Source organism: Nisaea sp. (assembly GCF_965216895.1).
GTDB lineage: Bacteria > Pseudomonadota > Alphaproteobacteria > Thalassobaculales > Thalassobaculaceae > Nisaea.
The window spans coordinates 4,130,679-4,149,615 of record NZ_OZ244205.1 but is presented as its reverse complement, the minus strand read 5'-3'; the positions used below and the strand labels follow the sequence as shown (position 1 = coordinate 4,149,615).

The window sequence follows — 18,937 nt, the reverse complement described above, 5'->3', positions numbered from 1 at the left end:
AACTACACGCTATTGTACTCAAAAGCTTGGCACGGGGTGGCGCAACTATGGATCAGGATAGTCCGCCGAACTGGAATTTCTTTGGAACGGTCGATCGTTTGATAAGGGCGACGGAGTCGTTGCTTGATCGGCCCGCCGAAAATGATGCGGTGGATTGCGATCTGGCGCGCAACATGATCATGCGACTGACGGTCATCATGGAAGATGCCGGCATTTACATGACCGTGGAGGACCAGGAGCGGCGCATCGAACTCGAAGCCCGGCTGAAGAACATCCGCGAACGTTTCGATTTCTACGACGAGGGCAAGGTACGGAAAACGAGCCCGGAACGCCTGGTGCTCGGCAGCAACCGTACACAGTTCGGTCGGGTCCCGATCTAAGCTCTTGCCTCACGGTTCCTTCGGGCCCGTCCCGGTCCGGGAAACGGACAGGCCCGGAACCGGCCTTTCCTGCACTCACTCAGCCGCCATCAATGCGCCGTTGAAGCTGTCGACGGTGGAACGCATGTCCATGGCGGGCGAGGTCTCGAGGAACTGGGTGCGCATCCTGACCTCCTCACGCATTTCTTCGTCGGTGATCCACACCAGCGCCAGTGACACTTCCCCGGATGTAAACGGGAAACTGTGGGGATGCATCATCTGCGAATGGCGATAGCCATAGAGGCGAGGCGCCAGCTGTGCCGCGGTGATCTTCGGCAGTGTGTTGCCGACCGTCGCCCTCGCCCCGGCTTCGATGGCGTAGGTATAGGCGACCGTGGTGATGTACCAGCTGATGCAATTGCCCCGGTCATAGCTGTGCAACCCGCCTCGGGAACAGATCTTGCCGTCGAGATGCACCTTGCCGCGCAGCCCCGAGCGGTGCCGCTCCCAGCCGTGGGCCTCCGGATGGTCATAGAAGAAATAGCCGGTCTCGAAATCCTCCAGGAAATCGTCCGTATCGAAGAAGCGGAATGCGATCGTGCACGCCAGGTCGCCCGACGCATTCCTGATGCTGACGTAGCGGCTGTCTGACTGATCGAGATTTTCCGGCTCGAACTGCGGATTCACGAAATTCGACTGGCGGCGAATTTCCTCGCACCATGCGTTCATGTCGGTGCCGCTTTCGACCGAATATCCAAAATTCTCCAGATACCGGGAGAAGACGCGCCTGCAATGCGGGACCAATGCCGAAGTTGATTGATTCATGATCGAAAATCCCGTGTCAAAAACAACGACGTTGCCGATCAACACAGCCTCGCCGTCCACATATCAGCGGCATTCTGCCGACAGCGTTACTCTGCGAGTGGAATACCGGCCCGGACCGGGACGCCGCTCCCGAAGAGCAGGGCGCGGCGATTGACTCATTATTGGCCACCCCACACCCACTCACATCTTAACTATACACGGTTTGCGGCCAAATCAGACGCGGATTCGTTTAGAGTTTTTTAATAAAAACTGCGGGCATGCTTAACACCGCGATCTTTAAGCGCAAAACCGGGCCGTCACCGCAACCTTTTTCAAGTCTCCGCCCCACCATTCACCGCGATCATCTGACCGCAGACGAAACCGCCTTCTTCACTGCAGAGCAAGGCCACCATTGCAGCGATATCGTCTGCCTCTCCGAGGCGACCGACCGGGATGCGACCGAGTTGCGAGCGGATATGTTCGGCATGTTCATGGTCGGACCCGTCCGGCCGGATCGGACCGGGCGAGATGACATTTGTCGTGATGCCCTTGGGGGCGAACTCCTTCGCGAGAGCCTTGGTAAGCCCCCAGACACCGTGCTTGGCCGCAGACACGGGCGCGCGGCCGGCATAGCCATGAATGGCATTCATCCCGGCCATATTCACGATCCGGCCCCAACCTGCCTCGACCATCTTCGGCAGAAAGGCACGGGAAAGATAGAAAGCGGCATTGAGATCGACGGAGATCACACGGTCCCAGTCTTCGTCCGTCATTTCCAGCAGCGGCTTCTGCGGTCGGATCGCGGCATTGTTCACGATCGCGTCGATTCGTCCGAAACGTTCCAGTGCGGCCTCGGCCATCCTGCGGACGTCGGCGCTCTTTCCGACATCGCCCATTGCGATCAGGGCCTGTCTCCCGGTCGCCTCGACCTCGTTCGCGACATCTTCGCAGGCAGACCGGTCGTGACTGCCGTTCAGGACAACATCAAACCCGTCCCGCGCGAGCCTGAGTGCGATTGCGCGTCCGATGTTCCGCCCCGAGCCGCTTATGAATACCGTCTTGCCGGTTGCCGCCATTTCGTTCCCTCCCCGAAATTTCGAAGAGGATAGCGGCACACCGGATCAGATGGAAAGCGGCTCTCTCACCGGCGGCAGCGCGGTGGCTGGTCGTAGATTGTCATATGCGCGCAATCGCGCTCGAAAAACTCGGCCATGTAGTCGAACGGAGTCTTGTCCGCGTAGGCTTCTGTCGCAACCCACGTGGTGCCGGCGATGACGCCTGCCGTACACCCGGACAGGCTGAAAAGAACGGCCAAAAGGCCGAAAGATCTGATGAACGGACGCATTGTGCCTCCTGTACAGCGACGCTTTTGTCACAAATGCAATCTAAATATCCTAACATATCCTAGCGCAAGATACCACAATTCTGGCGGCACGCTTCTTGCTCCGTTTTAATTGGTCGCGGAACGGGGTATGCCTGTCTTCGCACACGTAGCGGTCAACAGCATGCGGAACGGACATAATGGGATTTAGTTGGACTTCTTCGGAACTTCCGAAACTTGCCGATCCCCACTTCATCGACGCCGTCGGCCATCTCGTTCATGCACGTCAGTCTGACGGATACCGGTTTTCGATGGCGTTGATGGGCTACCAAGCCCTGTATTATGACCCGGCCTTCGAGGAACTGGTTAAGGCGGAAACGAAGATCGAACGGCTGCAGACCGTCGTGCACGAAATCCGACGCGGATCGTTCGTCAAGGAAGGCGCCGAGGGCTGGGAGGTCAGTTTCCGGGCCGATATCCTGATCCGGAACGAACTCGATCCGGGAACCAACAAACCGATCGGCGATGTCGATTACGCATCCGACCTCGAATATCGCGACCCGGTGCTCTATGCCACCGACGAGGAAGGTCTCCCCCGCTTTCGCGCCTGGTGCACGGAACTCGGCCTCGACGCCTGAGCGCGTCGGCCGCAGCTAGTCGCCGAAAAATTTGTCGAACGGGACCGAGTACATCAGCATCAGAGCCTCAGACCCCGGGTTCTCGTTGTCGAGATGGGCGTTCGAAATATGGTGGAAGGCCAGTCCGAGACGCGAGTCATCGTCGAACCGATAGGCAAGCTCAAGGCCTGAGCGGAATTCGACCGGGTGTCCGAGATCCTTGCCATCCCCGTTGCCGTAGAGTCCGACGGCGACATTCGGCGTCAACGCCCAGTGCTTGCCCAACAAGATATCGATCCCGACCCCGCCGTAGCCGTAGGTCGCCCCATCCGCCGTCGCCATAAATCCGACGAAAGGCGTGAACAGCCCAAGCTTGTTGTCTTTGGAAAACCTGTACTCGACACGGGCTTCTGCCGTCGTCTCGTTGTCGAGCAGGTCGTAGACCCCGGCACCAAGCGACAGGAAGGCCGGCTCCTCGGCCCGCACCCGCTCACTCCGCGCGACCAAGAGCGACAACGTCGCGAGCGCTAAACACAACAATTTCCGCACCTTGGCCCCCCCTCGCCAAAACCGCGCGCATGATAGCCATCAATGCGCCGCTATCAAGTGCGGATCGACTCCCGGATCCGCTCCATCGCGGCGATCAGACTCCGTGCGATCCCGGGCTCCATCGCCGAATGCCCGGCATCCGGGACGATATCGAAGTCCGACCCCGGCCAGGCGCTGGCCAGCGTCTCCGCGGTTGCGATCGGACATATCACGTCGTAGCGGCCCTGAACGATGATCGCGGGCAGATGCGTGATCCGTTCCAGTTCTCCGAGCAGTTGTCCCGGTTCGAGAAACATCCGATTGAGGAAGTAATGCGCTTCGAGACGCGCCAGCGACAATGCTCGCCCGGGTTCCTCGGCACGCATCGGCGGCAGCGGAAGGAGGGCCGAACAGGCGGCTTCATAGCCGGCCCAGACTTCCGACGCGGGCTGATGGAGGGCGGGATCCGCAGACACCAGCCTGGAATGATAGCTGCCGAGCAGATCCCCACGTTCTGATTCCGGCAGAAACTGCACGAAACGGCGCCGCGACTCCGGGAAGAAGGTACCCATTCCGTGCAGGAACCAGTCGATCTCCGGCTCCGTTCCGAGAAAGATCCCGCGCAGCACAAACCCGAGACACCGCTCCGGATGCGCTTCCCCATAGGCCAGCGCAAGCGTGCTGCCCCAGGACCCGCCAAAGACGATCCAGGACTCGATCTGGAGATACTCCCGCAGACGCTCGATGTCGGCGACCAGATCCTGCGTGGTGTTGCCGCTCAGTTCGGCCAACGGCGTCGAGCGCCCGGTGCCGCGTTGATCGAACAGGACAACATCGAACCGTTCCGGGTCGAAGAACCGGCGGTGCGCTTCCGAAATGCCGGAGCCGGGACCGCCATGGAGAAAGACCACCGGAATGCCCTGCGGATTGCCGATCTGTTCCCAATAGATCCGATGTGGAGGGTCGACCTCCAGAAAGCCGCTACGCCGGGCAGCGATCCGCGGGAACAGCACTCTGTCGGACACGTTATCTCCTGCTACCAGCTTCGACCCGAACACTCCGCCATCCATATCCTCTGACGCGGCCTGCGTCACCCCTGAGGGGCAGTGCATCGGCAAACATTGCTTGAGATGATCCACGGCACCGTGATCCGATACAGTATGACACCGCACCGTAGCGCGTCCCTCCTCATCACGGTATTCCTGATCCTGCTGCTCACGGCCGGGCACGGCGCTGCGGAAAGGCCGCGCCTGCCGGAAAGCGCACCCCCAGCCGGCCTCGAAGGCCAGACGGCGGTCGAAATCGTCGATGGCGACACTCTGATTCTTGCCTCGGGAAAGCAGGTCCGTCTCGTCGGGATCCAGGCGCCGAAACTGCCGCTCGGCCGGCCGGGTTTCGAGAAGTGGCCGCTCGCCGACGAATCCCGCACCGCTCTCTCCCGCCTGGCACGCGGCCAGCGCCTGTCGCTTCATTTCGGCGGACAGCGCCTGGACCGCTACCGGCGCTTCTTGGCGCATCTGACATTGCCGGACGGAACCTGGATACAGGGGATGATGCTGTCGTACGGGCTGGCACGAGTCTACAGCTTCCACGACAATCGGGCCCTGATCCCGGAGATGATCGCCCTCGAGCGGCAGGCGCGGAGCGAACGGCGCGGCATCTGGGGTCTTCCCTATTACCGGATCCGCAATCCGTCGGAGACCTGGAACGACATTGACAGTTTCCAGCTCGTCGAGGGCCGCGTGGTCGACGCCGCCCGGGTAGGCAATACCATATATCTCAACTTCGGTCCGAACTGGCGCACGGACTTCACATTCAAGATCGGCAAACGTGCCATGAGGCTCTTCTCCAGGGCCGGGATCGATCCGCTCAGCTTCACCGGCCGGACGGTGCGCGGACGCGGCTGGGTCAGGCCGGAGAACGGCCCGCTGATCGAGGTTACGCACCCCGAGCAGCTTGAACTCTTGCCAGAATGACCAACATCGCGCTCTAAGATCGACGGAGGGCAAAGGTAGTGGGGAGAGAGATCGTGGCGGCGGTGATCGAGGCCATTCGTGTGAGAGTTTCCGGCTCCCGATCCCTCGTCGGCCTGCTTCTGGCCGCGCTTGCCAGTGCTCCCCTGTTGTCGGGCTGCAGCACCAATCCGGCCACCGGAGAGCAAAGCTTCACCGCCTTCATGTCGCCGGCGGACGAGCTGCGGGTCGGACGCGAGCAGGACCCGAAAATCAAGGAGGAATTCGGCGGAACCTATGATGAGGACCCGGAGTTGTCCGCCTATGTGAGACGGATCGGCAAGAAACTCGCGGCGACCTCGGAGATGCCGGATCTCGACTTTCGCTTCACCGTCCTCAACACGCCCGACGTGAACGCCTTCGCCCTCCCGGGCGGATATGTCTACGTCACGCGCGGGCTGATCGCTCTGGCCGAGAACGAGGCGGAACTCGCCGGCGTGATCGCGCACGAGATCGGCCACGTCACGGCACGGCACAGCGCAGAACGGTACAGCCACGCCGTCGCGACCAATATTGGCGCCACCTTGCTCGGAATTCTGGCCGAGAGCCGCACAGTTGCCGACGTCGCAAGCCTGGGTGCCAACCTCTACCTGAAGGGCTATTCCCGTGATCAGGAGTTCCAGGCGGATATGCTCGGCGTCCGCTACCTAAGCCGCGCCGGATACGATACCGGCGCCATGGCGAGTTTCCTCGCGAAAATGGGAAATGCGAGCCGGCTGCAGGCGGAAATGGCAGGCTCGAATCGCGATCCGGACGCGGTCGACCTGCTCGCGACCCATCCGCGAACGGTCGACCGCGTACAACAGGCGCTTGCCGCGGCGAGCGTGCATCGCGGCGCCTCTCCCATCGTCAACAGGGATGCTTTTCTCGACCGCATCGACGGCATGATGTTCGGAAGCGATCCGAAGGAAGGTCTGATCAGGGGCCGGGAATTCCTGCATAAGGACCTGAATTTCCGCTTCGAGGTCCCGCCCGGCTTTCGTCTCTTCAACAAGCCTACACAGGTGCTTGCCGCCGACAAGGCTGGAGCGCGCTTCGTATTCGACAGGGCGCGGCAGAGTGGCCGCCTGCACCCGGCCGAGTATCTGCGCGCACGCTGGGCGCAAGGCCATCAGGTACGGGATCTGGAAAGTATCAACGTGAACGGAATGGAGGCGGCGACCGCCTGGCTGCCCGTGACCGCGGGGAACAATGAAAGCTTCGTCCTGCGCCTCGTCGCGATCCGGTATGATCGGGATACGGTATACCGGATGCAGTTCCTCGTCCCCTACCAGCAGACGAAGGCACGGAGCGAGGATCTGCGCCGCACCACCTACAGCTTCCGGCCGCTGACAGACGAGGAAAGGTCAGCCGTCCGGCCGTTCGAGGTCAAGGTGGTGACGGTAGAGGGAGGAGAATCCGAGTCGTCTATCGCCTCCGGTGTTCCTCATCCGGGCTACGAGGTCCGTTTCTTCAGGGTCCTCAACGGACTGGAAGCCGGCGGCCTTCCGCCGCCGGGGACGCGTCTGAAGACAATCGGACCGCGCTGATACCTTCAGGCCTCGGTATAGAGGTCAGAACTCCGGTCGACATTCCGGCTGATATGCTGTTTCAGCTTCAGCATTGCCCGGTGCTCGAGCTGCCGGACGCGCTCCTTGCTGACCCCGAGAACGACACCGAGCTCCTCAAGCGTCGCCCCGTCCTCGACCAGACGGCGGCGTTCGATAATGGTCTGCTCGCGCGGGCTGAGCTCGCACAGCGCTTCCTTGAGCCATTTGGACCGGGTCTCCGAATCCCGCATACCGGTGACGATATCCTCCGGTGTCGGACGCTCGTCGGAAAGCAGTTCCAGCCACTCGTCCTCGCCGCTCTCGCCGATCGGCGCATTGAGCGACTGGTCCGATGACGACATCCGCTGCTCCATTGCCTCGACATCCTTGATCGCAACGCCGAGTTCCTCCGCCACGCGCTGACGCTGCTCGGCGGCATTCAGCTCCTCGGAGGCCTGCTGAATCTTCGCCCGCAGGCGCCGCAGGTTGAAGAACAATGATTTCTGAGCTGCCGTTGTTCCCGTGCGGACGATTGACCAGTTGCGCAGCACATAGTCCTGGATCGCGGAACGGATCCACCAGCTGGCATAGGTTGAAAAGCGGACTTCGCGCTCCGGCTCGAAGCGGGCCGCGGCCTGCATGAGGCCGACATTGCCTTCCTGGATCAGATCACCGATCGGCAGCCCGTAGTTCCGATACTTGGAAGCTGAACTTACCACCAGACGCGTATAGGAGCGGACCAGGAGATGGAGGGACCTCTCGCATCCCTCCTCGCGCCAGGCGCGCGCAAGTTCAAGCTCCTCTTCCCGTTCGAGAAGCGGCTCGTTCATGCTGGATTTGATGTAACTCACATTGGCGCGCCGGGTTTCGGGATCGTCGATATGTGCCATGGCTCCACCTCCACACCGCACCAGTGAAAAACTTCACTATGCTCTACGCTCCCCTGCGCAAATCGGATCACTGCTGCGGTCGCTTGGCGACTCTTATCGGATCACAAACGCGAGAGCCCGTGCTGCGGAAGCCAATCGGCGGATGATTTCGGCTCAGGCCGACAGCTGCTCGACGATCGCTCCGCCGCGGGTCAGGCAGACCGCGTTCAGCGTGCCCTCGAAGCCCGCTCCGCCATCCAGACTGAGAGTCGCCGGCGTCTCGACGATTCCGCCATGGACCGGGTCGAAACCGCGCACGACCTTGGCAAAACCGTCGTAGCCGGCATCGGAGATATCCGCATAGCCCTGGCTGTTCCACCAGAACCCGTCCTCCTGGTCGGTGAGCGGACGCACCGGATCCAGACCGGTATTGACGAATAGCAGGCCGCCATCCTCGGTATAGGCGGCCCGGCGGAATCCGGCCATGAACTCGTTGTGCCCGGGATGCGCGCGGATGGCCTGGCGCAGCTGTCCGGTCCAGCGGCTGACCGCGAGCAGTCCTTCGGCGATGGCCGCACGCGCCTGCTCCTCGCGCCCGCCATAGGCCTCCAATGTTGCGGCCGCGCCGCGCTGCAGCATCCAGTCGAGTATATCGCCGCAATCACCGGCGAACTGAAGCTGCAGCATCTTGCGCCACATCTCCTCCTGCCGGCCGCGCAGAAAAACGACATCGTCAGGATGCGTATAGGGCGGCTGGGCCAGAATAAGACGGCGGAACCGGAGCAGCTCGTCGACTGTTTCGATGATGGTGTTGCCGTGGCCGTAATAATTCCCGAGATAGACGAGCTTGTCGCCAGGCTCGAAGCGCTCGCTCAAGGCGGCGTGCAGCGCCGCGAGACGTTCGGCATCGCCATGGATCGAAGCGATCGCCCAGATCCTCTGACAATTGCGCAGAATGGCGAAGCGGGCGTCTGCACCCGACGGCAGGCCCGAATGTCCGGTCTGTACTCTTGCCGCGTCTGACATTGCTTAGCTCCTCCCCTCCAGATAGCAATTCACGCGTCGGACGCCAACGGTCGAAGTTGACCCTGGGTTCCCTGAATCGAAACAGGCGGCACCGATGGCGCCGCCTGCAAGGTCTGGAATGTCCGCCTGGACGGGCTGCCGGTCAGGCAGCCGCCATGATCTTCTCAAGCCGGTCGGTCGCCGCATCCTCATCGATTTTTTCGATCGCGGCGAATTCGCGCGCCAGTCGGTCGAGCGCGGCCTGATACATCTGCCGTTCGCTGTAGGACTGGTCCGCCTGACCGGTGTTGCGGCGCAGGTCGCGGACGACTTCGGCGATGGACACCGGATCGCCCGAATTGATCTTGGCCTCGTACTCCTGGGCCCGGCGGGACCACATGGTGCGGCGCACGCGCGCGCGGCCCTTCAGTTTGGTGATCGCGGCATCCATCTGCTTGCGGGTGCTGAGGCGGCGCAGACCGGAATTATTCGCTTTCCCGACCGGAATCCGCAGAGTCATGCGATCCTGTTCGAAGGTAATCACCAGCAGATCGAGTTCGGTCCCTGCGATTTGCTGAGTCTCGGTGCCAATGATCTTACCGACGCCATGAGTCGGATAGACCACGAAATCCCCAGCCTTGAACTCCACTTTTTTTGTCATTCGTCGGTCTCTCTCACTTTTCTGGACCACGGGCTCGCATCAAGCACAGAAGGCTATCGGCGGGCGCCAAAAAAGCGGGCCATCGCCCGCCTTCGCGGATACCGCTCGACTATGGTCCGAAACCTTCTCGGATACGGCGGCGAGGCGAGACGTTTTGCCCCACCGAATTGGGCGACATTATCACAAAATTCGCCGAAATGGGAGTCCGCGGGCGCATGGCCCGCCCCCGCAGGGCGCATGGCTTACAATTTTATGACAAATGCAGGAAATCCTGAGGTTAATCGCCCTTGCCCGGTGCAGGGGAGAAAAACTTGTCGAATTTGCCCTCGACCTTCTGGAAGTCGTCGGCCTCCGGCATCGCGTCGATCTTGCGCGTGATGTTGGGCCATTGCTCGGAATACTGCCGATTGAACTCGATCCACTTTTCGGCATCCGGCTCGGTATCCGGGAGGATCGCCTCGGCCGGACATTCCGGCTCGCACACACCGCAATCGATGCATTCGTCGGGATGAATGACGAGCATGTTCTCGCCTTCATAGAAACAGTCCACCGGGCACACTTCGACGCAGTCGGTGTACTTACACTTAATGCAGAGATCGTTGACGATGTACGTCATCAAAAGACTCCATGCCCGGCATCACTGGTCGGTCTCGTTAATGAAAAACCGGTTATTCGGCAAGCCCGAGTTTCTGCATGACACGCTTGCGCGCAGCGCCGCTCTCCTGGTCGGAGACATAGACCAGTCCCGTGACCCGGCGCATCAGGCTGGCTTCATGGTCGTGCAGGACGCCGTCCGCGTAGGCGACCTCCCACAGCATTTCCATCAGTTCCACGCGTTTCTCGTGATCGAACTCGTCCCGAATCACCCGCGTGTAGCTGTAGAAGTCGACGCTCTGCTCCATTTCCCGATGGGCGTCGTCGATCAGGCGGCGGACATCCGTTTCCGCCAGGCCGAACCGCCGCGCCAGCAGTTCTTCGACCGTGCGGCGCTCCTCGGCGCCGAAATCGCCGTCAAGGGACGCAGCCTTCACCAGCAGGGTCGCGACAGCCTCGGCGGCGCCATCGAGTTTCTCGACCTCACCGGCGCCGTCCGCGCCGAACTTGTCGAAAAACAGCTTCAACGAACCAAGCATGAATTTTCCATTGGCAATATAAAGTGCCCCCTATCTAAGCCCTCTGCAGAATTTGACAAGCGGCCAGTCGGGACCCGCAAGGCCGCTATTGGCCGCCAGAGCGGAACTGGTCGGTCTGCCGACGCTCCCGTTTCGTCGGCCGGCCGGTGCCGGGCTCCCGTCGTGCGGCCGTCGATGGTTTCGGCGGCGCTTCTTCCGTCGGTCCGGAGGTCCCGATCGGCGCCAGGTCCTCGTAGAGCATCTGTGCTTCCGGCGCCGGTCCGCGGCGTTCCGCGAGGAACAGGACTTTGACCACGCGGATGTGCGGGCCCTGGGGGAAGGTCAGCACATCGCCCTCCCGCACCAGCTGATGAGCCTTGGTCACGACCTTGCCGGAGAGCCGGAGCCGCCCGGCGCCGAGCATCTTGTTGGCGAGGCCCCGGCTCTTGAAGAACCGGGCGCACCAGAGCCACTTGTCGAGACGCTGGGTCCCGGCCTCGGTCATTTCGCCAGTTTGAGCTGCTGCAAGACCGCGAAGGGTGAATCCTCGGGACGCATCGCCGGACCGTTCGAGCTGATGACCTTGGGCCCCTTGGGACCTTTCGCACCGCCGTCCTTGCGCTTCGGCTTGCGCGGGCCGCCCTTGCGCTCGCGTTTCTCGCCGTCGCCCGCCTGCTGCTTCGGCTTGCCGCCGGTCCGCTGGCCGCGCTCCGGACGCTTCTCGCCTTCCGCACGGCGTTTCGGCTCGCGGCGGCGGGCGATGAAGCGGGGCTCGCCCTCGACATCCTCGCCGCGGCGGTAGCCGAGATCGGTCAGGATCTCCGCCATCGCCTCGTGGCCGACGCCGGCCAGCGAGAGCATGTCGGCGGAAATCGCGAAGGCGCCCTCGCGGGCGGCCTGGCGCACCATCTGGGCCACGCGCTCCAGCATGTCCGCGCGCACCGCATGGCCGCCGACCCGCTTGTAGCCGATGGCGAGATAGAACGCGTCGCTCGCATCCTCCGCCCGGGTGACCATGACACGGCCCGCCGGCGGCGGCCCCTCCTCCGGGAACTGGCCGGAATGGACGCTCCAGAGCATGGCGCGGAATTCCACCGCCTTCGGCTTCAGCAGCACGGGCAGGAAGACGGTCTCGGTGCCGAAACGGATGCCGAGGCGGGCCAGCGACTTGCGCTGCTCGTCGTCGAGATCGCGTCGCAGCGACGAGACCTTCTCGGACGGCACGCCCCCGACACCTTCCAGCACCTGATAGGCGATCCCCCGCGCGGCGCCTTCCAGTTCCGCACTCTTGATCGCGGTGAGCGGGCCGAGCCGCTCCTCGATCTCGCCCGTCAGCCAGGAGCGCAAACGGGTCTCGATCCGCTTGCGCATCTCGCCTTCGAGCAGTTCCTCGTTTGCGACGCGGATCTGCGGCGACAGGATATCCGCGCCGGCCTCGAGCCGCGCGATTTCCGCACCGAGCCAGACCACCGAGCCTTGCGGCCCGATCGAGAAGGCCGCGTTGTCCGCCGCCTCGATCTGACCGGTCCGCCGTGCCAGCTCTTCCGGCAGGACCTTGCGCGCCGCCGTCAGAACCGGCTTCGCGTTAGCGCTATCCACTACATCAGGCACGAATCTCAATCCTTCCATGTGACCGACAGCGTGGCCCTCCACGACCACCGTACTGTCGGATTTCACGGCAGCAGACAAGTTCCCGCCGTCCTTCAGCTTGCGCATGAACAATGCCGCGCGCTTGTCGACGAACCGCTGGGTGAGCTTGTCGTGCAGGGCATCCGAAAGCCGATCCTCGACAGCCCGCGTCTGGGCCTGCCAGTGCACCGGATCGGATACCCAATCTCCCCGGTGCGTAATATACGTCCAAGTTCGAATATGTGCGATACGGTTTACCAGCGTGTCGATATCGCCGTCGGTACGGTCGTGGCGCTTCACCTGGCTCGCCACCCAGTCCGTCGCCAGACGCTCCGGCCCGTCGGTCAGATCGAAGAAGATCTTCGAGAGCAGCTGGGCATGCGACTCGCTCATGGTCTTGCGGAAATCCGGGATCTGGCAGATGTCCCAGAGCAGTCGCACCCGGTCGGGCGAGGTCGCGCGATCCTGCACCGCCTCGATCCGCGCCATCGCCTCAAGGGTCCGCTGGTCCTCCGCGTCCCGCTTGCGGATGACGTGCGGTTCTTGGCTGTGGGTCTCGAGCGAGCGCCGGAGCAGGCCGAGGCTGCCATAGGAGAGCCGGCTGTTGCGCCAGTAGACATGACGCAGCGGATCGAAACTGTGGGTCTCCAGCGCCTCCACCATCTCCTCGTCCAGCGGCGGGCAGTCGGCCGTCACCCCGAAGGTGCCGTCATTCATGTGGCGCCCGGCGCGGCCGGCGATCTGCGCCATTTCCGGCGGCGTCAGGCGCCGCGGCGCGCGGCCGTCGAACTTCATGTCCTCGGCGAAGGCGACATGGTCGACATCCATGTTCAGCCCCATGCCGATGGCGTCGGTCGCGATCAGGTAATCGACCTCGCCCTCCTGGTACATCGCGACCTGCGCGTTGCGGGCGCGTGGCGAGAGCGCGCCGAGCACCACGGCGGCGCCGCCGCGCTGGCGCCGCACGATCTCCGCCAGCACATAGACGTCGGCCGCCGAGAAGGCGACGATGGCGGAGCGCCGCGGCAACCGGGTCAGCTTGCGCGGCCCGGTATAGGTCAGCTTCGAGAGCCGCGCCCGTCCGACGATCTCCGCCTTCGGCACCAGTTTCCTGATCAGCGGCCGGATGATGTCGGAGCCGAGGAACATGGTCTCCTGGCGGCCGCGCGCATGCAGCAGCCGGTCGGTGAAGACATGACCGCGCTCGCGATCGCCGCAGAGCTGGATCTCGTCCACCGCGAGGAAATCGACGAACCGGTCCGTCGGCATGGATTCCACCGTGCAGACGAAATAGCGCGCCCGGGGCGGCAGGATCTTTTCCTCGCCAGTGATCAGCGCGACGGCCTGCTTTCCCTTCAGCGCGACGACCCGGTCGTAGTTCTCGCGCGCCAGCAGGCGCAGCGGGAAACCGATCATGCCGGTCGCATGGCCGAGCATCCGCTCGATGGCGAAATAGGTCTTGCCGGTGTTGGTCGGGCCGAGCATCGCGGTGATGCGGCCCTCGTGCGTCGAACGGCTCATGGGAAGCTTCCGGACAGGCCCTCGATCAAAATGGGGGCGGCGCGGGACTTGCGATTATTTCCGACTTCCCACATATCAGGCCTCATCAATCACATTGATCCCAATTTAAGCAAGAGGTGATCGCGAAAATGACTGCGGAAAAGCGGACGTTCCAGGCCGAGGTCAGCAAGCTCCTGAAGATCGTCGCCAATTCGCTCTACAGCGAGCGTGAAGTCTTCCTGCGCGAACTGATCTCCAACGCCTCCGATGCCTGCGACAAGCTGCGCTACCTGGCGCTGACCAACCCTGACCTGACCACGGGCGACGGCGAATTCAAGATCAAGATCGCCGCCGACAAGGAAGCCGGGACCCTCACCCTCTCCGACAACGGCATCGGTATGAGCGCCGAGGAGCTGAACGACAATCTCGGCACCATCGCGCGCTCCGGCACCGAGGCCTTCGTCTCCAACCTCTCCGGCGACGAGAAGAAGGATGCCGGCCTGATCGGCCAGTTCGGCGTCGGCTTCTATTCCGCCTTCATGGTGGCGGACAAGGTCGAGGTGCTGACCAAGCGCGCCGGCGAGACCAAGGCCCATCTCTGGAGCTCCGACGGGCTCGGCGAATACACCGTCTCGGATGCCGAGAAGGCCAACCGGGGCACTATCATCACGATGCATCTGAAGGAGGACGCGCTCGAGTTCCTCGAGGAGCAGCGCCTGCAGCACATCGTGAAGCGCTATTCCGACCATATCCCGGTGCCGATCCTCTTCATCGCCAGGTCCGACGGGGGCGAGGAAGAGAAGCCGCTGAACGAGGCCTCCGCGCTCTGGACCCGCCCGAAGAGCGAGATCACCGAGGAGCAGTACAAGGAATTCTACCACCACGCGGCGCATGCCTTCGACGATCCCTGGGCCACCCTGCACTGGAAGGCCGAGGGCGTGATCGAATACAGCTCGCTGCTCTACGTGCCGACCCAGCGGCCCTTCGACCTCTTTCACCCGGAGCGCAAGAACCGGGTGAAGCTCTATGTGAAGCGGGTCTTCATCACCGACGATTGCGAGGGGCTGGTTCCCGAGTACCTCCGCTTCCTGCGCGGCGTGATCGATTGCGAGGACCTGCCGCTCAATGTCAGCCGCGAGCTGCTGCAGCGCAACCCGGTGCTGCAGAAGATCTCCTCGGCCGTCACCAAGCGCGTGCTCTCCGAGCTTTCCAAGAAGGCGGAGAAGGAGCCCGAGGAATACGCGAAATTCTGGGACGCCTTCGGCCCGGTGATGAAGGAAGGGCTCTATGCCGACGGCACGGAGCACCGGGAGACCCTGCTCTCCCTCGTCCGCTTCAGGACCACCGAGAGCGACAAGCTCGTCAGCCTGAAGGACTATGCCGAACGGATGAAGGAGGGCCAGGAGGCGATCTACTACATCATCGGCGAGAGCCCCGAGGCGCTCTTGAACTCGCCGCATCTCGAGGGCTTCAGAGCCAAGGGCGTCGAGGTCCTGCTGCTGACCGACCCGATCGACGATTTCTGGCTCCAGGCCATGTTCGAGGGCTATGAGGGCAAGCCCTTCAAGTCGATCACCCGCGGTTCGGCCGATCTCGACGCGGTCAAGGGCGGCGCGGACGACAAGCCGGAGGACGCCAAGAAGGACGAGGAGGCGAAGCAGGACGCGGGCGCCGAGATCGCCCCGCTGATCGCCTCCCTCAAGCTCGCCCTCGGCGAGGCGGTGAAGGACGTCCGCGAGTCCAAACGCCTGACCGACAGCCCGGTCTGCCTGATCGCCGACGAAGGCGACATGGACATCAATCTCGAACGCCTCCTGCGCCAGCACAAGCAGCTCGAGAAGGCGACCCCGCGGGTGCTGGAGATCAACGCCAGGCACGCAGTGATCAAGACCCTGGCCAAGCGCGTGAAGGCCGGCAAGACCGGCCAGGAGCTGGAAGACGCGGCCTATCTGCTGCTCGACCAGGCCCGCATCATGGAAGGCGAGGCCGTGCCGGACCCGAAGGCCTTCGCCCGGCGGCTGGCGATGGCGATGGAGCGGGGGCTGGCGGTTTGAGGCTGCTGAACTTTAGCAAGGAAATTGAATAGACGGCCGGTCATTGACCGGCCGTTTTTCCGGAGGCTCCCCGGCGGTTCGATCGCTGCAAATAACTGAATCAATCAAAACTTGCCTAAGATAGGCGTTGGTATCACTAGCACCTTGGAGCAGTTCGCCATGGCTCGCCTCGGCAGATGGGCATGCCCCCTTGCGCCCACCTTTGTCATTTGCCTCTTCGAGTCAATCGAAGCGTCCGCCCTCCTTTCATCTCAGCACACTGCCGCGCCATTTGAGCGGCCTTCGAGCACTTTCTCTCTTCCGGGCGAGAAAACCGGCCTAGCCCTTTCATAAACCGATCGGGAGTCACACCACGAATGACCACCAGATACGGGATGACATCATGCACGTGCCCCAATATCCTGAGGTGTATGATTGGCAGCAGTGGCTTTGTTGGCGCATCTCGGGGGCGGAAGGAATGAAAAAAAGTGATCTTCCTTTCGGCAGTGAATTCTCGCCCTCACAAATTGAGTTGCCTGTGGTTCTCGAAATTGCAGATCGAAACGGTGGGGATTGGAAAGCCTTTGAGGCAGAAATTCGAGCCACCTATTTTGAAGGGCATGCAACCAGCGACTACAATCGCGCCAAACTTGCCAACAATACCAAGCTTGGAATGATCGCCTACGGAATTATCGACCGAGACGCGAACTTAACGGAGTTCGGAAACGAGTTACTCGGCCTCAGGGGCGATGAAACAGCGCTTTATAGACGGCTAGCGAAACATACTCTTGTTAGCTTGCATGGAATGAGTCTTGTCCGCTGTATTCAGGATATGGTAGCCGCAGGCGAACAGGTAAATTTGACGACGCTTCGAGAAGGACTTGCCGCGAGAGGCATCCACTATCCATCGGGTGGTAAGCACCCGAGCATAATGCGTCTATGGCTTGAGAAGGCTGGCGTGTTCGTGGGTAGCCGTTGGCATATCGACCCTCACCAGATCGAGGATATTCTCAGCCTCAATCCCGACGAGTTTGAGGTGCTAGCTGATTTCACACCTGAGCAGCGCGCTTTCCTCAGAACTTTGGCTAACATGGGAACCAGTGCACCCCAACCAGCGAATGAAATAGCGAAGCTGGCCGCTGCGACATATGGCGTGAGATTTCCTGAAAAGAGCTTACCTAAGCTCGTTCTCAATGCGCTAGAGAGCGCTGGCTATATCAGAGCGGAAAAAACGACCACAGGGCGCGGGGCAAAGCCTTTCCAAATCACGCCAACGGCCAAACTAGTTACCGATGTCATTGAACCGCTACTCGAACAACTCAAGAATCAGACCGACCCAAAACTTCTTGCTCTCCTAAGAACCCCGCTCTCGGAGATTTTAGAAAAGCTGGAAGACAAGGATCGATACAAGGCCGGACTAGCCCTCGAAGCGCTAGCGTTCAAAATCATGCGCCTTCTCGACATGACGTATGTAGCGACACGTTTGCGGGCGAACCAGACGGGAGGAGCCGAGGTTGACCTCATTTTCGAAAGCGCACGCCTGATATTCTCTCGATGGCAGATCCAATGCAAGAACACGGCTCGCGTATCGCTCGATGACGTGGCAAAAGAGGTGGGATTGACCCACTTTCTCAAGAGCAACGCGATCGTGATCGTCACCACCGGCGAAATTGGCAGCGAGGCTCGACGCTATGCGAATAAAATCATGGCAGATTCCAATCTTGCAATCGTGATGCTTGACAGCGGCGACTTAGCCGCGATTGGCGAGAGCCCTGCCACCGTCATCCGGGCGTTTGAACGTGAAGCTCGTCATGCCACGAGTTTGAAAAGACTGAACCTATAGGGGCTATTCAATGAGCAAAAACGAGCCTCCAATAATTTATCATAGGACCCCTCTAGGCTGCATATATCATGCCGATAGCCTAGACGTTATGAAGCGCCGAGAGACCGCTTCGATTGACCTAATCATGACAAGCCCACCCTTCGCATTGACGCGAAAGAAGGACTACGGCAACGAACAAGAGGATGCGTATCTCGAATGGTTTCGCGCGTTCGCCGAACAGTTTCAGCGAGTTCTCAAAGACGACGGTAGCCTTGTAATCGACCTTGGGGGCGCATGGAAGCCGGGGCTCCCGGTGCGTAGCCTTTATCATTTTAAGCTATTAATAATGCTGTGTGAGGAATTTGGTTTCCACTTGGCTCAGGAGTTCTATTGGTGGAACCCTTCGAAGCTCCCCACTCCAGCAGAGTGGGTTAATGTTCGGCGGATACGCGTAAAAGACGCGATTAATACCGTTTGGTGGCTATCAAAATCCCCTTGGCCGCGAGCCAGCAATAGGCGCGTCTTGCAGCCATACAGCGACAGCATGAAAATGCTTCTAAGCAATGGGTACAAAGCAAAGCTAAGACCTTCAGGTCACGATATCAGCGAAAAATTCTCAATTGATAACGGAGCATCCATTCCACCAAACTTAATAGCTGTTCCCAATACGGAAAGTAATAGTAGCTATATGCGCTATTGCAAAGAAAACGGCATTAAAGCGCATCCGGCTCGTTTCCCCGCGGCTCTACCAGAATACTTTATCCGTATGGTGACTGACCCTGGTGATACGGTTCTAGACCCGTTTGGCGGGAGTTGCATTACAGGAGAGGTATCGGAACGTCTCGGTCGCAGGTGGATTTGTGCTGAATTGATTGAATCTTATTTACAGGGTGCAGTAGGTCGCTTCGAAACTCCGCAACACCCACCGAAGACAAGAGTCGGCAAGAAGGAGGATGAAGGCTATTACCGCATTCCTCATCCGGGGTTACTTTGGAACAGTGGCGACGAACGCGAACCCGCTCCTTTACCTGAAGATGGCGGAAAACTACGCCCCCCCCATCTACGCAAAGAAATCGCAACCGATGACGGAGAAAATCCGGAAGCTGCAGCTATATTTATAAGCGCAGCGGAGTGAA

19 protein-coding genes are annotated in these 18,937 nt (G+C 61.1%); 7 read left to right on the top strand and 12 right to left on the bottom strand.

Going from position 1 to position 18,937, the window contains the following annotated elements; all coding sequences use genetic code 11:
- Nucleotides 1–149 precede the first annotated feature (149 nt).
- Nucleotides 150–380: a hypothetical protein gene (locus ACOOE1_RS19670; RefSeq protein WP_420403903.1), complete on the top strand. Its 231-nt coding sequence runs from the start codon at nt 150–152 to the stop codon at nt 378–380.
- Between the two features lie 75 nt (nt 381–455).
- Here ACOOE1_RS19670 and ACOOE1_RS19665 read toward each other — a convergent pair whose 3' ends face one another.
- The 3 genes from ACOOE1_RS19665 to ACOOE1_RS19655 all read right to left on the bottom strand — a co-directional run bounded on the left by ACOOE1_RS19665 (nt 456) and on the right by ACOOE1_RS19655 (nt 2,508).
- The gene (locus ACOOE1_RS19665; RefSeq protein WP_420403902.1) at nt 456–1,184 is read right to left on the bottom strand and encodes a hypothetical protein; all 729 of its coding nucleotides are present in this window, start codon (nt 1,182–1,184) and stop codon (nt 456–458) included.
- 311 nt (nt 1,185–1,495) lie between these two features.
- A complete protein-coding gene (locus ACOOE1_RS19660) occupies nt 1,496–2,239 on the bottom strand; it encodes an SDR family NAD(P)-dependent oxidoreductase (protein WP_420403901.1) in 744 nt (247 codons plus the stop codon).
- 65 nt (nt 2,240–2,304) lie between these two features.
- Nucleotides 2,305–2,508: a hypothetical protein gene (locus ACOOE1_RS19655; RefSeq protein WP_420403900.1), complete on the bottom strand. Its 204-nt coding sequence runs from the start codon at nt 2,506–2,508 to the stop codon at nt 2,305–2,307.
- A gap of 176 nt (nt 2,509–2,684) precedes the next feature.
- On the opposite strand from ACOOE1_RS19655, the gene ACOOE1_RS19650 reads away from it, so the two are divergent.
- Nucleotides 2,685–3,122, top strand: a complete 438-nt coding sequence (locus ACOOE1_RS19650) for a hypothetical protein (protein WP_420403899.1) — start codon at nt 2,685–2,687, stop codon at nt 3,120–3,122.
- A gap of 15 nt (nt 3,123–3,137) precedes the next feature.
- Here ACOOE1_RS19650 and ACOOE1_RS19645 read toward each other — a convergent pair whose 3' ends face one another.
- Together ACOOE1_RS19645 and pip are read right to left on the bottom strand one after the other, a co-directional pair.
- Entirely contained in the window at nt 3,138–3,587 is a 450-nt protein-coding gene (locus tag ACOOE1_RS19645; RefSeq protein ID WP_420403898.1) for an acyloxyacyl hydrolase, read from the bottom strand.
- Between the two features lie 116 nt (nt 3,588–3,703).
- Nucleotides 3,704–4,654 carry a prolyl aminopeptidase gene (pip, locus tag ACOOE1_RS19640; protein WP_420403897.1) on the bottom strand — a complete coding sequence of 317 codons (951 nt, stop codon included), beginning with the start codon at nt 4,652–4,654 and terminating at the stop codon, nt 3,704–3,706.
- A 135-nt stretch (nt 4,655–4,789) separates the two neighbouring features.
- Between pip and ACOOE1_RS19635 the strand changes: the two genes are divergently transcribed.
- A complete protein-coding gene (locus ACOOE1_RS19635) occupies nt 4,790–5,605 on the top strand; it encodes a thermonuclease family protein (protein ID WP_420403896.1) in 816 nt (271 codons plus the stop codon).
- Between the two features lie 38 nt (nt 5,606–5,643).
- Complete coding sequence (locus tag ACOOE1_RS19630; RefSeq protein ID WP_420403895.1) at nt 5,644–7,170, top strand: M48 family metalloprotease; 1,527 nt, start codon at nt 5,644–5,646, stop codon at nt 7,168–7,170.
- Between the two features lie 5 nt (nt 7,171–7,175).
- Here the strand turns inward: ACOOE1_RS19630 and ACOOE1_RS19625 are convergent, their stop codons facing one another.
- The 7 genes from ACOOE1_RS19625 to ACOOE1_RS19595 form a co-directional block, all read right to left on the bottom strand.
- Nucleotides 7,176–8,060, bottom strand: coding sequence for an RNA polymerase factor sigma-32 (locus ACOOE1_RS19625; RefSeq protein ID WP_420403894.1), 885 nt, complete (start codon nt 8,058–8,060; stop codon nt 7,176–7,178).
- A 153-nt stretch (nt 8,061–8,213) separates the two neighbouring features.
- Nucleotides 8,214–9,065: a hypothetical protein gene (locus ACOOE1_RS19620; protein ID WP_420403893.1), complete on the bottom strand. Its 852-nt coding sequence runs from the start codon at nt 9,063–9,065 to the stop codon at nt 8,214–8,216.
- 142 nt (nt 9,066–9,207) lie between these two features.
- Nucleotides 9,208–9,705, bottom strand: a complete 498-nt coding sequence (locus ACOOE1_RS19615; RefSeq protein ID WP_193187080.1) for a CarD family transcriptional regulator — start codon at nt 9,703–9,705, stop codon at nt 9,208–9,210.
- Between the two features lie 277 nt (nt 9,706–9,982).
- On the bottom strand, nt 9,983–10,321 hold the full coding sequence (gene fdxA, locus ACOOE1_RS19610) for a ferredoxin FdxA (RefSeq protein ID WP_420403892.1): 339 nt from the start codon (nt 10,319–10,321) through the stop codon (nt 9,983–9,985).
- Between the two features lie 52 nt (nt 10,322–10,373).
- Complete coding sequence (locus ACOOE1_RS19605) at nt 10,374–10,838, bottom strand: TerB family tellurite resistance protein (RefSeq protein WP_420403891.1); 465 nt, start codon at nt 10,836–10,838, stop codon at nt 10,374–10,376.
- 85 nt (nt 10,839–10,923) lie between these two features.
- Nucleotides 10,924–11,322, bottom strand: coding sequence for an RNA-binding S4 domain-containing protein (locus tag ACOOE1_RS19600; RefSeq protein ID WP_420403890.1), 399 nt, complete (start codon nt 11,320–11,322; stop codon nt 10,924–10,926).
- Nucleotides 11,319–13,967, bottom strand: coding sequence for a helicase-related protein (locus tag ACOOE1_RS19595; protein ID WP_420403889.1), 2,649 nt, complete (start codon nt 13,965–13,967; stop codon nt 11,319–11,321). The genes ACOOE1_RS19600 and ACOOE1_RS19595 overlap by 4 nt, the downstream gene beginning before the upstream one ends.
- A gap of 128 nt (nt 13,968–14,095) precedes the next feature.
- Between ACOOE1_RS19595 and htpG the strand changes: the two genes are divergently transcribed.
- The 3 genes from htpG to ACOOE1_RS19580 all read left to right on the top strand — a co-directional run bounded on the left by htpG (nt 14,096) and on the right by ACOOE1_RS19580 (nt 18,936).
- Nucleotides 14,096–16,000, top strand: coding sequence for a molecular chaperone HtpG (gene htpG, locus ACOOE1_RS19590; RefSeq protein WP_420403888.1), 1,905 nt, complete (start codon nt 14,096–14,098; stop codon nt 15,998–16,000).
- A gap of 382 nt (nt 16,001–16,382) precedes the next feature.
- On the top strand, nt 16,383–17,822 hold the full coding sequence (locus tag ACOOE1_RS19585) for a restriction endonuclease (RefSeq protein WP_420403887.1): 1,440 nt from the start codon (nt 16,383–16,385) through the stop codon (nt 17,820–17,822).
- A 124-nt stretch (nt 17,823–17,946) separates the two neighbouring features.
- Nucleotides 17,947–18,936: a DNA-methyltransferase gene (locus tag ACOOE1_RS19580; RefSeq protein WP_420403886.1), complete on the top strand. Its 990-nt coding sequence runs from the start codon at nt 17,947–17,949 to the stop codon at nt 18,934–18,936.
- Nucleotide 18,937: the final 1 nt, after the last annotated feature.